The sequence below is a fragment of the Streptomyces sp. NPDC001450 genome (assembly GCF_053597295.1).
Map to the genome: position 1 here is coordinate 59,005 of NZ_JBSFHY010000023.1, position 12,885 is coordinate 71,889.

Consider the following 12,885-nt stretch of genomic DNA (forward strand, 5'->3'; position numbering starts at 1 on the left):
CACCGCCACCACTGGGACGATCGGTGTTCTCCGGATCGCCACCACCCTCACCGCCGCCACCACCGCCGTCGCCGCCGTCGCGGTCGTAGATGCCTCCGTGACCGAAGTGGCCGGCGTCCCCGCCGCCGTCCCCACCGGCACCGCCGAAGCCGCCATGCCCGCCCAGGTCACCGAGCCCGCCGGAGCCGACATCCCCACCACCGAGGCCGCCGTGCCCGAAGCCGCCTTCGCCGAAGCCGCCATGGCCGAGAGCACCGTCGCCGAACCCACCGGAACCCAGACCTCCGTCGCCGAACCCACCGTCGGCACCACCGAAGCCACCGGCGCCCAGACCCCCTTCGCCGAACCCACCGTCGGCACCACCGCCGAACCCGCCGAAGCCGCCCTCGGCTCCGCCGAACCCGCCGTCGCCCCCGGCGCCGAAGTCACCGAAGCCCCCTTCGGCACCCCCGCCGACCTGCCCACCGAGCCCGCCGAGGTCCGCGCCGACGCCCTCGTTCCCGTGCTCGCCGAAGCCGCCGAAGTCACCGAAATCGCCGAAACCGCCCGGCCCACCGGGCACTTCGGCGGGCGACCGGTCCAGCAGTGGGCCGCCGAGCAGGCTGTGGGAGCCGGTCGACGCCATGTCGACGCCGCCGACGCCCTCCTGACCCGCGGCGGGGTCCGGCAGGTCCGACGAGTGGCCGGCGGAGGCCGGGGCACCGGCGTCGTGGTCGCCGGAGACCTGGTCCGCCGGGACTGCATGGGTCGTGGAGACGTCGTGCGAAGCCGCGGAGACGTGGTCCGCCGGAAGGGCGTGATCGGCCGGGACGTCGTGGTGCGCCAGCGCATGCGCCGCGCTGCCGAAGAACAGGGACGACTTGGACAGCCGGGGGTCGAGTGCGGCCGGTCCCCCGCCGGTGCCGGACTCGACGCGGAGGGAGCGGAGTTCGGCGAGCTGCGCGGGCGACAGGCCCAGTCTTCGCGCCACCTCGTCGGTGTCGCCGTCGAGTGCGGCGCGGAACGCCGGGTCCACGGCCAGGCGGGTCAGAGCAGCACGATAGGCGTCGTCGGTCATGGTTCGGTCTCCGTCGGTCTGCGGGCACTGATGCCGATCGCGGCGGAGCCGAGGATCCCCCCTGGTCGGCGGCAACTGCCATTTCCGGCCATCCCCGCCGATACCTGCAGGAGACGTTATAGAGCTCTGGCATGACCAGCGCAAGAGCAACGAGCAGGGCGGCAGGCGGGTCCCGGGCTCCCGGCCGGGCCACGTGCCCACCGATCAGAAATGGCCACCGACCCATCGGCACGCCATCGAAATATCGAACAGGAAGCGGAAGTCCGCTCCCGGTCAGCCCGACCGTTCTCCCCGCCGGAAGCGGGCGATCCACTCCGCGGTGCTCCGCAGGCCGCCGAAGGTGTAGAAGTGCACCTTGACCTCGCCGTGCCGCGCGGGGTCGTACCCCTGGGCGAGCGTGTACAGGAAGCGGTCGGGGCCGGCCGTGCCCATGAGGTTGGTCAGCGAGAAGCCGTACTTGCGGGCTATGGAGGCGCTGGTGCCGACACCGAAGCGGGTGGCGTAGGTCACCAGCCGGCGCACGCCGGCCGGGCCGGGGACACCGATGCGGACGGGCACGGCGACGCCTCGGGCGCGGACGTCCGCCACCCAGCCGAGCACCCGGTCGGCGTCGAAGCCGAACTGGGTGATGACGTCGCCCGCGATCCGCTGCGCCCCGAGCACCGCGCTCTTGTCGCCGAGCGCCGACCACAGGGTGTGCTCGGTGATCGCCGGGTGACCCTCCGGGTAGCCGCTGATGCCGACGTGCCGTACACCGTGGCGCTCGAGCAGCCCGGTGCGGATGACGGCGAGGGCGTCCTCGTACGGGCCCTCGGGGCGGGCGGGGTCGCCGCCGACGACGAAGACGTTCTCGGCGGTGCCGTCCGCCGCCAGGCCGGCCAGGAACTCCTCCAGGTGCCGCTGGGAGGGCAGCCGGCGGGCGGAGATGTGCGGGACGGGGACGAAGCCGAGCCGTTTGACCGCGCGGGCGGCCGCGAGCCGCGTGCCCGGGTCCTCGCCGGCGAGGAAGGTGACGTTGATCCGCGTGCCCCGGGGGATGCTGTCGCGCGCCTCCTCCAGCTTCGGCACGTCCTTGCCGGTCATCTCCAGGGAGAAGTCGTCCAGCAGCGAGGCGCCCACCGCGGGCGGGACGGTGGCGGTGGGATTCATCGTGCTCCTCGTACGCCTGCCTGCGACCGCGCACGCCCGTCATCGGCTACGTACGACTTCGGTCCTTACACCGGCCGATGATGCCACGCGCACCCGCGGGCAGGGCACCCAGGAGAGGTACTGAGGGGTGTCTTCTGGCTCACGTCGGCGACGTGGGGCGTCCTCCTGGGCGTGGAGCTCCCTGGGCGTGGGTTCCCGGCGCCGTGGCGGGTGTGTCGTGTGTCGTGGGTCGTCCGGCCGCCCGGTCCCCGGGGAAGGAGTGCCGCCGCGGCGAGGCCGCCCAGGCCGACCAGGACTCCGGTCTGGATGGCGTCGTAGCCGCGGACGACCTGGCGGTAGGCGGCGACCGTGAAGGACGTGCCCGGGTGATCAGGATGGCCGCGTCGGACAGATACGGCTGCCGGACGGACATGCCGTCGCCGTTCCCGTCCGGGAGCTCCGCCGCCAGTCGGCAGTGTCCGCCGCGCTCACTGTCGAGGAGCGCGGCGGACACGTTGGGCGAGCCGAAGCGGGGAGTGCACCACCAGCCGACGTTTCCGCCGGGCGACACCAGGGAGTTCGCCTACGGCCAGGTGCTGCTGCGGGTGTTCTCCTGCGGCCGGGTCGGTTCTCTACGGGCTCATCGTGGACTCTTCCCCCTGGACCACGCACAGGGCCCAGATGATGAAGCCGGACAGCGCGATCATCACGACCGACCAGACCGGGTAGTAGGGCAGGGACAGGAAGTTGGCGATGATGACCAACCCGGCGATGCCCACGCCGGCGAAGCGCGCCCAGGGCGCCGGCCGGACCAGGCCGAAGCTGACGGCGCAGGCGATCACGCCGAGGACCAGATGGATCCAGCCCCAGCTGGTGAGGTCGAACTTGAAGACGTAGTTGGGCGTCGTGACGAAGACGGCGTCGTGGGCGATCGCCATGATGCCCCGGAACACACCGAGCAGTCCGGCGAGCAGGAGCATGACGCCCGCGAAGGCCGTCAGGCCGAACGCCCACTGCTGTTTGGCGGTGTGCGCGCCTGCCGCACCTGGGGTGCGTGTGGGACGTGTGGGGTGTGTCGCGGCCATGCGGCTACCTCGATTCGTTCTCGTGGGTGGTGCTCAGTGTCCGGACGTGGTGGGGGTGGAGCCGGGGCGCTGCGCCGGTCCGGCGCCGCTGAGGACCAGCTCCTTGGCCCTGCGGTACTCGTCGTCGGTGATGTCGCCGCGGGCCCGGATCTCGGAGAGCTTGGCCAGTTCGTCGGCGCTGCTGGTCGGAGCGGCGCCGCCCTTCGCGGTCTCCCGGACGTAGGAGTCGAAGGCCTCCTGCTGTGCGCGCGCCTGCGCGAGCTCCCGCTTGCCCATGCCCTTGCCGCGGGCGATCACGTAGACGAGGACGCCCAGGAAGGGCAGGCAGATCACGAAGAGCGTCCAGCCGGCCTTGGCCCAGCCGCTCAGGTCGTCGTCACGGAAGATGTCGACGATGACCCGGAACAGCAGGACGAACCACATGATCCACAGGAAGAACCACAGCATCGTCCAGAAGGCGCTCAGCAGCGGATAGTCGTACGCGAGGTAGTTCGTCGCGCTCATACTCTCTCCTCCGTCCGGGGCACCCGGCCCGGAAGAGCTCCTGCAAGCTCTCAGGCCGGTCTCTGCCGTTTTCAGCGTGCACACGGCGAGGCGGGAGCGTCCTCACCCGAGGAGGGTGATCGTGGCGGGTGAGGACGGCGGGCGGGACGGCCCGCCGGCTCACTCCGCCGGGTCGGAGCTGCCGGGCAGCACGCCGCTCCTGCGCAGCGCGGACCGCCACGAGAAGGCGACCCACACCTCGGCCAGGCCCAGCAGCACGAGCCACAGGCCGAGCAGCCGGGTCAGCACCCGCGCCGACTCGGTGGGCAGGGCCAGCACGACGATCCCGGCGACGATGCCGAGCACCGCCGCGGCCAGGACGACACCGCGGTGCGGGAGGTCCTCGGCCGCGATGGCCGTGTAGAGCGTCACGATGCCGGATGCCAGCCAGGCGAGCCCGACGATCAGCGACAGGGCGGTGATGGTCTGCAGCGGGTTGCGCAGGCAGAGCACGCCGGCCAGGACGAAGAGCACCGCGATCAGCAGGCCGGCGAGCCGTTCGCCGTGTGCCTCGCGGGCGAAGGCCAGGACGAACCGGAACGCGCCGGCGAGCAACAGGTAGAGGCCGATGAGAACGGCCAGGACGTGCAGCGTCTCGTCCGGCCAGACGAGGATCAGCACGCCCGGTACGAACGTCACGACGGCCGACCCCAGAATCCAGGTCCACGACCCGGCGAGCGCCGTCATGGCGTCTCCGGGGCCGGCGGTCTTCCCGTCGGACGGGTGCGGCGGTCCGGTCGGTGCCGGACCACGCGACTCGGTCATGGCTCCTCCTCGCGCGATCGAACGGGTCGCCTCCGGACCGCCGGCGGGGGCGGCGTGCGCAACCCCTCACCGGGACAGCGTGCCGCGCGGGGCCGGTGCGCCGGGTCACCCACCACGGGTGATCCCTCCGCCCGGCCGCGGCGGTGGGGTGGGTGCACGGGCGGGCGGGCCGCCCACGGTCCTGCCGCCCCCGCGGCAGCCGGATCCGGGAGCGGACGGCCGGCCGCCGGAACTGGAGAGTGGATCATGACCGCACCGAGCGCCTTCACCGGCTCCTCGTCACTGGCCGACCGAGCGGCCTACGGCCGCGATGCCCGTACACGCGCCCCACGTTCGGGCCACAGCGAGTTCGAGCCCGCGCCGGACCGGCCCGACGTCATCGATGTGCTGGAGCGTCAGTCGGCCACCCGGATACCGGAGTTGGTGCCGATCCGCTACGGCCGCATGCTCGAATCCCCGTTCCGCTTCTACCGGGGCGCGGCAGCCGTGATGGCGACGGACCTCGGCCCGCTGCCCGGCACCGGGCTCCGGGTGCAGCTGTGCGGAGACGCCCATCTGCTGAACTTCCGGATGCTGGCCTCGCCGGAGCGCCATCTGGTCTTCGACATCAACGACTTCGACGAGACCTTTCCGGGGCCGTTCGAGTGGGACGTCAAGCGGCTGGCGGCCAGCTTCGTCATCGCGGCCCGCGCCAACGGCTTCCCGGCCAGGCAGCAGGAGGACGCGGTGCGCGCGTGCGTGGGGGCCTACCGGGAGCGGATGCGGGAGTTCGCCGGCATGCGCACGCTGGACATCTGGTACGCCCAGGACGACGCCGACCAGTTGCGCGCGCTGCTGGCCTCCGCGATGGACAAGGAGGGCAGGCGCCGTACGGCCGAGGCGACCGCGCGCGCCCGTACCCGCACCTCGCTGAAGGCCTTCGCCAAGCTCACCCGGCGCACGCCCGAGGGCCGGCGGATCACCCCGGACCCGCCGCTGATCATCCCGCTGCGGGATCTGCAGAACCCGGCCGCCCGGCAGAACGAGGACAAGGAGCTGCAGACGCTGCTGGAGGGGTACGCGCGCACCCTGTCCTCGGACCGGCGGCACCTGCTGCGTCACTACCGGCTGGTGGACCTGGCCCGGAAGGTGGTGGGCGTCGGCAGCGTCGGCACCCGGTGCTGGATTCTGCTGCTGCTCGGCCGGGACGACGACGATCCGCTGCTGCTCCAGGCCAAGGAGGCGCAGGAGTCGGTGCTCGCGGCGCACACGGGCGGCGAGCGGTACGACAACCAGGGCCGCAGAGTGGTGACCGGGCAGCGGCTCATCCAGACCACCAGCGACATCTTCCTGGGCTGGACGCATGTGCTCGGCTTCGACGGGCGCGGCCGGGACTTCTACGTACGTCAGCTGCGCGACTGGAAGGGCATCGCCCGGCCGGACACCATGGACCCGCCTCTGCTGAACCTGTTCGGCCAGGTGTGCGGGGCCTCCCTGGCCCGGGCCCACGCCCGCTCCGGAGATCCCGTCGCCATCGCCGCGTACCTGGGCGGCAGCGACCGCTTCGACCATGCGCTGACCGGTTTCGCGCAGGCGTACGCGGATCAGAACGAGCGGGACTTCGCGGCCCTGGGCGAGGCGGCGCGCTCGGGCCGGATCGAGGCGGCGGTTCTGTGAGTGCCGCGGTCACTCCGGCAGTTGCCGCATCTCGACGACCCGCAGCCCCAGCGACTGGAAGCGGGTCAGCAGCCCGTAGAGGTGCGCCTCGTCGATGATGCGACCGAACAGCACCGTCTGACCGGACATCTTCACGTGGTCCAGCTCAGGGAAGGCCTTGGTCAGCGTCTCGGACATGAGTCCATCGACACGGATCTCGTAGCGCATGTGCCGTTCTCCCGCCGCGGGCCTGCTGCGGTCTTCTTGCGATGCTGCTCCGCACGGCGGCGCCGGGCCTCACCCGGCACAGGTGATCCGGGTCCGGGTTCAGTGCGTCAGGGCGATCTTGAACGAGATGATCACCAGGCCGAGCAGCAGATTGATCGTGGCGGTGACCGACACCAGCCGCCAGGAGGCTCCGGCCTGCCGCGCACCGGCCGCGGACCAGCCCACCTGTCCGGCGACGGCCACCGCGACCGCCAGCCAGGCGGCACCCTCCACGCCCAGGCCCAGCAGCGGGCTCACGGCGACGGCGAGGGCGGGCGGGACGGCCGCCTTGACGATCGGCCACTCCTCACGGCACACCCGCAGGATCGTCGGGCGGTCCAGGGGTCGTTGCGCCAGGCGGGCGCCGAACAGCTGCGCGTGGACGTGCCCGACCCAGAAGACGACGCCGGTGAGCACCAGCAGTATCACCAGTCGCAGCCGGGGGAACTGACCGAGGCTGCCGGCGCCGATCACCACCGACGCGGCGAGCATCGACCCGTAGACCGCGCCCGTGTAATCGGCGTGGGCGCGGCGCTCGGCACGGCCTGCCCGCGCTGTGGTGTCGTCGGTCGAGGACATCGCCGTGGCCTTTCGCACTCACTCGGTGGCGTCGGCGACGCCGGCCGGGGCGCCCCCCTTCGACGGCCCCGGCCGCCGGGCCGGCGCGGTCGGCAGGTGGGGGGTGACGAGGAGACTCGCGAGGGTGATCCCACCAGTGGCCAGGATCGCCGCCTTCAGGCCGTCGAGTTGTGCCTCGGCGTACGACTCCGTGACGGCGTCGACCTCGGACGGCGGCAGTCCGGCTTGCTGGGCCGCCGAGCGCACCTGGTCGGTGGGCACGAACGTGACGCCCGCTTCCAGGGCAACACCGGTCTGCCGGCGTGCCTCGTCCGACAGCTGGGGGTTGTCCCGCACCTGAGTGGTGAACGCCTGCACCAGCGCGCCGATGAGGATCGACCCGATGAGTGCGGTGCCCAGCGCCGAGCCGAGGTTCTGCGCCGTGAACTGCAGGCCGCCCACCTCGCTGCGTTCCGCCTCGCCCACGCTGGACTGGACGACGTTGCCCAGCTGCGAGGCGAGCAGCCCCAGACCGATGCCGAGCACCGCCATGGCCCCGGCGAACTGCGCGTCGTCGATGACCGGGTCGATGGTGGCCAGCAGCCACACGATGGCCGCCGCCAGCATCAGCAGGGCCAGCCGTACGACCCGGCGCGGCCCCACGGTACGGCCGAGCCGGGCGCCGGTCAGGGAGGTGACGAGCATGGTGACGGAGACCGGCAGCAGCCGCAGCCCCGTCCGGAAGGCGTCGAAGCCCTGCACCACCTGCAGGTACAGCGGGATGACGAAGAACAGGCCCAGCAGGATCAGGTTCTGGCTCACCAGGGTCAGCAGACCTGATCGCAGGGGCGGTACGCCGAACAGCGACAGGTGCACCAGGGGGTCGGCGCCCGTGGCCTCGCGTCGGCGGTCCCGGTGCACGAAGAGGGCCAGCAAGGCCACTCCGGCGGCGACGACGAACAGGGTGGGTGCGAAGCCGAAGACGGTGAAGGGCGGGTTGCGCGGCTCCACCCAGCCCCAGGTGCTGCTCTGCAGCACTCCGAGCACGCCCAGCCCCAGCCCGGCCGCCGAGAGCACCGCACCGACCCCGTCCAGCCGGGGCGGCGGTCCGGTCCGCGCGGACTCGCCGATCACCCGGTGGCAGAACAGGACGGCGACGACGATGACGACCTCGCCGGCGAAGACCAGCCGCCAGGTCAGATACGTCGTCACCCAGCCGCCCAGGAGCGGGCCCACGGCGATGCCGGCACCGGCCAGCCCGCCGATCACGCCGTAGGCCACCGCCCGGTCCCCGCCCTGGTAGGACTCGGCGACCAGGGCCGCCATGGCGGGCAGCACCATGGCGGCGCCGAGGCCCTCGATGACGGACCAGCCCAGCGTGAGGACCCACAGGGTGGGCGCCAGGGCGGTCAGGGCGGACCCGATGCCGTAGACGACCAGGCCGAACAGGAACAGGCGACGGCGGCCGTGGATGTCGCCGAGCCTGCCCCCGATGATCATGAATGCCGCCATCACCAGCGCGTACAGCGTGATGACGGCCTGGATCGCGGTGACCTCGGTGTGGAAGTCCTCGACCAGTTGGCTGATCGAGACGTTCATGACGGACGTGTCCAGGACCATCAGGAACTGGGCCGTCCCGAGCACCATCAGGGCTCGCCAATGTCCCACGCCGCCTCCTCGGCTCACATCAGTCCGCGCTCACGGGCCCGCCGCACCGCCTCGCCGCGCCGGTTCACGCCGAGCTTCCGGTAGACGCTCTTGAGGTGGGTCTTGACCGTGTTCACGGAGACGAACAGGTCGGCGGCGATCTCTTGCGTGGACATCATCTGGCCCAGCCGCCGCAGCACTTCGAGCTCGCGTCCACTCAGTTCCTCGACGACCAGCGGCGCACGCTCCTCGGCCACGCGGGCAACGGGGTCGCCAGAGGTGAGCCAGCCCGCGGCGAGGCTCTGCAGCGGCGGGGTGTCCAGCAGGTGCCGGATGCGCGGTCCGGCTTCCAGGAACGGGCGCCGCAGCCGCTCCCGCCGGGCCTCCAGCAGGGCCCGGGCGAGCAGCTTGCGGGCGGTGGCGACGTCCCCGGCGTCCTGCGCGGCACGGGCGCGCACCAGCGCGGCACAGACGCTCACCCCCGGGCCGGTACGGCTCCGGGTGCGCAGGTGGTCCACCAGGTCGAGGGCCGCGTCCCGGTTGCCCGCGGCGAGCTGGGCCCACGCCAGCTCCGCCGCGTACGCCGGCTCGCTGCCGTAGGGCACGTCGTCCAGCACCTTCGCGGCGGTGTCCGTCCGGCCCTCGGCCAGATGGGCGGCGGAGGTGACCAGCGCCGTGTGGACCTCGGCCCACGGGGAGGTCACGTCGGCCGGGACGGCGGGGTCGGCGGCCTCCGCGGCGGCCCGTGGGTCGCCCCCCGCCAGCAGCAGCCGGGCCGTCACGAGGGATCTGCCCGCCGCCGTCACCGGGTCGAGCGCGGCGGGGCCGGAGTCGGCCGCCTCCTCCAGGAGGGCCTGGGCCTGCGCGAGGTCGTCGCGGTCGATGGCCACCGCGGCCAGCACCAGCCGCCCGAGATCCGCGCCGGAGGGCCGGTGCAGACCGAACTGTTCGGTTTCGCTGAGCGCCGCCAGCGCCTTGCGTTCGGCCCTGCCCAGCCAGCCGTTCAGGTAGTCGATCAGCGCCAGGTGTCCGAGGGAGTCCTGGCGGGGCAGGGCGGTCGCGACGCCGCTGGGGCAGCCGACCACCTCGGACAGGGCGGCCCGGGCGTCGTCGAAGCTGCCGGCCCACAGCCGGGCCGAACCCAGGTGGGTGAGCAGGAGGGCGGTGAGTTCGGGGTGCTTCTCCAGGAGGTGGGCCGGGACCTCGTGGCGCAGTTCCTCGGCCGTGGCCACGGCCTTCTCGGCCCGGGAGGGAGAGCCGGTCAGCCGGGCCGCCAGGGATTCCAGCAGTACGCAGCTCAGCCGGAGCGCGGGATCGGGCTCCTTCTCGGCCAGGTGTTCCTCGGCGTGGCGCAGATGGTTCAGGCCGCGTTCGAGATCGTGCTCGGCCAGATCGCGGGCGGCCCGCACCACGTCCGGGGCCGCGCCCGCGGCCTCGGGTCCCATCCGTGCGAACAGTTCGCCGAGGTCGTCCGCGCGCAGGCCGGTGAAGAGCTGGCCGATCGCGAGGTCGTCGACGAGGGCACCGGCGGTGAACTCCCAGTCGCCCGCGGCGGCGCCGTGCGCCAGCGCCTCCGGCAGGGCCCCGGTGGCCCGCAGCCACTGACCGGCCCGCCGGTGGAGTTCCGGCTCGAGGCCCGGATGGCGTGCCCGCAGATGGGCCCGGAGGATCTCGCCGAACAGCGGATGCAGCCGGTACCAGGCGTGCCCGAGGTCCTCGACGAACGCGTTCTGCCGGTGCAGCCCGGCCAGGACCGGTTCGAGACCGCTGCGGCCCGTGAGCGCCTCCGCCAGCGCGGGGCAGAAACGGTCCACGACGCTGACGCGCAGCAGGAGGTCCTGAGTGCGGGCCGTCTGCCGTTTCAGCACCTCGGCGAGGAGGAAGTCGGCGACCGCGCTCCGGCCTGCCTCGAACTCCCTGAGGTACGCCTCGGGATCCTCGCTCTCCTGGGCGGCCATGGCGCACAGGCGCAGTCCGGCGGCCCAGCCCCGGGTGCGCTCGACCAGGGCCCGGGTGGCCTCGGCGGGGAGCCGCAGGCCGTGCAGTTCCAGGAGGTCGGCCGCCTCGTCGGGAGTGAAGGCCAGCTCGGCGTCCCGGATCTCGGTCATGGCCGCGGCCGCCCGGTAGCGGTGCAGCGGCAGCAGCGGTTCGGTGCGGGTGACCAGGATCAGCCGCAGTCCGGGCCCGGCGTGGTGCAGGACGAAGTCCAGCTGCTCCGCGGTCTGGGGGGCGGTCTGGCGGTCGAACTCGTCGAGCACGAGGATCGCGGGCCGGTCATGGCCACTGAGTTCGTCGGCCAGGCGTGCCAGCAGCTTGTGGTCCACACGGCTCGCGTCCGCGGGGCAGCCGATGTCTCCGGGGAGCGGTACGCCGGCGGCGCGCAGGGCGTGCAGCACGTAGGCCCAGAACATGCCGGCGCCCTGGTCCCCGGCCTCGTTGGTGAACCAGGCGACCGGCCGCCCGAGTCCGGCGGCCCAGTCCGCGACCAGCAGGGTCTTGCCCGCCCCGGCCGAGCCGTTGACCATCGTCAGCGGCGTGTCGAGGGCCTTGTCCAGGTGCTCGACCAGCCGTGGGCGGCGCAGGAAGGTGGCCGGCCTGGCCGGCGGGGCGAACCGCGTCTGCAGGAACGGCTCGCCCAGGGGATCGGCACAGCCGTCGGCCGGTCCCCCGGTGTTCTCTTTCCTCGTGGCCATCAGGTCACCACCACGGTCCGTGAGGCAGTGGACGGCGCTCCACTCGATCAGAATCGCAGCCTTCGCGCTCCGGCGCAGTTCACGCGGGTCCGGTAGCCCCCCGTGCCTGCTGTCAGGGCTGGTCGGCGGGCGGTTGTGGCGCCGCTCGAGCCGCGTCCTGCTCGGTGCGGCCACCGGCCGCGAGCAGCGCGAGCACCGCCAGGACGGCGAGCAGGACGACGACCAGGAGCAGGATGGTGAGCACGGTCGGATGGTTCCAGAGCGCGAAGACGAGCGCGATGACCAGCAGCGCGGCGAGGGTGAGGCCCTTGCGGTAGGCCAGCGTCCAGGTGCCGGCGCGCCCGGCGTGGAGGTGGTGGGCGGCCGCCCACCGGGCGGCGGAGTCCGCGGTGTTGTCGGAGGCGCCCCGGATGGCCACGGGCAGGCGGCCCGGCCCGACGAGGTAGGCGCCCAGGGCGATGACCACGCCCAGGACGACGGCCGTCCGCAGGCTGACCTTCAGAAAGCGGAGCACGGTGTCGAAGACGGCCGCGGCGGCGGCCTTCGACTGCACCTGGGGCGGCAGGTGGTCCAGGTAGTAGCGGCGGGCGACGACCAGGGCGACGGCCACCACCAGGCAGGCGAAGGCGGCGCCCAGTGCGGTGCGTGCCAGGGCGCGGCGGCGGTGACGGGCCAGGAAGACGCCCAGGGCGCCGAGGACGACGACGAGGACGGGGAACCAGTTCCCGACGACGTTGAGCAGGTGCGCGCCCTTACGGGCCTTGGCGAGCTCGTCGGAGTGGAAGAGCACCATCTGCTTGTCCACGTCCGGGATCTTCTCGGCGGGTTTCAGGCCCGCGTCGACCAACTCCTTCTTCACCTCGTCGACGGCCGTACCGACGTTCAGGGTGACCGTGCCGTCGCTGACCCCGACGGCACCGCGGCCCTCGCCGGTCAGGGCGTGCACGACGGCCTGGTGGGCGGCGCGGTTGGCGGTGCGCCAGGTCGTCGCGAAGACGTCGCTGTCGACCACACGCGTGGCGATCTTGGTCACCGCCTGGTTCACGGCGGAGTCGATCTGCGGCCCCAGGCCCTTGAGCGCGTCGGCGGCGCGGGGTGGCAGCCCCTGGGACTGGAGCCAGGTGGCGATGTCGGCGGCGACCTGCGGGCCGTCCACCCGAGCGCCCACGGCCTCGGTGATCCGGTGGACCGCCGCGTCCTGGATGGCGGGTTCCGTGGCCAGCGGCGCGACCGTGGACACGTACCGGTCGGTGTCGAGTGCGAAGTCCTTCACCCAGACCGCGAGCAGGGCGACGGGGACGAGGATGCAGGTCAGCACGATCAGCACGGCCGAGGCGGTGCGGCGCGCGACCCGTGCGGCCGCCCCGCCCCCGCTCCGGCGCGCCCCTGCGTCGCCGCGGGCCGTGGGTTCGTCGTCCGGGCTCGGAGGGTGCGGGGCTGGCGGCTCGGTCACGGTGCCTCCGGCGCGGTGGGGTGCCTGAACCCCCATTGCGTCAGCCGCACGGGC

Annotated in this window: 10 protein-coding genes and 1 pseudogene; 1 reads left to right on the top strand and 10 read right to left on the bottom strand. The window is 73.0% G+C overall.

Annotated features, from left to right (window positions below; genetic code table 11):
• The 5 genes and pseudogenes from ACWC5O_RS24885 to ACWC5O_RS24905 all read right to left on the bottom strand — a co-directional run.
• Positions 1 to 1,057 (bottom strand): annotated as a pseudogene (locus tag ACWC5O_RS24885) (hypothetical protein); the annotation flags it as partial.
• A gap of 273 nt (positions 1,058 to 1,330) precedes the next feature.
• Entirely contained in the window at positions 1,331 to 2,206 is an 876-nt protein-coding gene (locus ACWC5O_RS24890; RefSeq protein ID WP_450582984.1) for a methylenetetrahydrofolate reductase, read from the bottom strand.
• A 611-nt stretch (positions 2,207 to 2,817) separates the two neighbouring features.
• The gene (locus tag ACWC5O_RS24895) at positions 2,818 to 3,270 is read right to left on the bottom strand and encodes a DUF7144 family membrane protein (RefSeq protein ID WP_450582982.1); all 453 of its coding nucleotides are present in this window, start codon (positions 3,268 to 3,270) and stop codon (positions 2,818 to 2,820) included.
• A gap of 33 nt (positions 3,271 to 3,303) precedes the next feature.
• On the bottom strand, positions 3,304 to 3,774 hold the full coding sequence (locus ACWC5O_RS24900; protein ID WP_450582980.1) for an SHOCT domain-containing protein: 471 nt from the start codon (positions 3,772 to 3,774) through the stop codon (positions 3,304 to 3,306).
• A gap of 159 nt (positions 3,775 to 3,933) precedes the next feature.
• The gene (locus ACWC5O_RS24905; RefSeq protein WP_450582978.1) at positions 3,934 to 4,578 is read right to left on the bottom strand and encodes an HdeD family acid-resistance protein; all 645 of its coding nucleotides are present in this window, start codon (positions 4,576 to 4,578) and stop codon (positions 3,934 to 3,936) included.
• A gap of 246 nt (positions 4,579 to 4,824) precedes the next feature.
• Here ACWC5O_RS24905 and ACWC5O_RS24910 point away from each other — a divergent pair, with 246 nt between their 5' ends.
• Positions 4,825 to 6,234 carry a DUF2252 domain-containing protein gene (locus ACWC5O_RS24910; protein WP_450582976.1) on the top strand — a complete coding sequence of 470 codons (1,410 nt, stop codon included), beginning with the start codon at positions 4,825 to 4,827 and terminating at the stop codon, positions 6,232 to 6,234.
• Positions 6,235 to 6,243: 9 nt separating this feature from the next.
• Here ACWC5O_RS24910 and ACWC5O_RS24915 read toward each other — a convergent pair whose 3' ends face one another.
• From ACWC5O_RS24915 to ACWC5O_RS24935, 5 genes are all read right to left on the bottom strand, one after another.
• Positions 6,244 to 6,441, bottom strand: a complete 198-nt coding sequence (locus ACWC5O_RS24915; protein WP_386576123.1) for a hypothetical protein — start codon at positions 6,439 to 6,441, stop codon at positions 6,244 to 6,246.
• 99 nt (positions 6,442 to 6,540) lie between these two features.
• Complete coding sequence (locus ACWC5O_RS24920; protein WP_450582974.1) at positions 6,541 to 7,059, bottom strand: hypothetical protein; 519 nt, start codon at positions 7,057 to 7,059, stop codon at positions 6,541 to 6,543.
• Positions 7,060 to 7,077: 18 nt separating this feature from the next.
• On the bottom strand, positions 7,078 to 8,685 hold the full coding sequence (locus ACWC5O_RS24925) for an MFS transporter (protein ID WP_450583202.1): 1,608 nt from the start codon (positions 8,683 to 8,685) through the stop codon (positions 7,078 to 7,080).
• Positions 8,686 to 8,720: 35 nt separating this feature from the next.
• The gene (locus ACWC5O_RS24930) at positions 8,721 to 11,378 is read right to left on the bottom strand and encodes a LuxR C-terminal-related transcriptional regulator (RefSeq protein WP_450582972.1); all 2,658 of its coding nucleotides are present in this window, start codon (positions 11,376 to 11,378) and stop codon (positions 8,721 to 8,723) included.
• Positions 11,379 to 11,490: 112 nt separating this feature from the next.
• The gene (locus ACWC5O_RS24935; RefSeq protein ID WP_450582970.1) at positions 11,491 to 12,831 is read right to left on the bottom strand and encodes a hypothetical protein; all 1,341 of its coding nucleotides are present in this window, start codon (positions 12,829 to 12,831) and stop codon (positions 11,491 to 11,493) included.
• Positions 12,832 to 12,885: the final 54 nt, after the last annotated feature.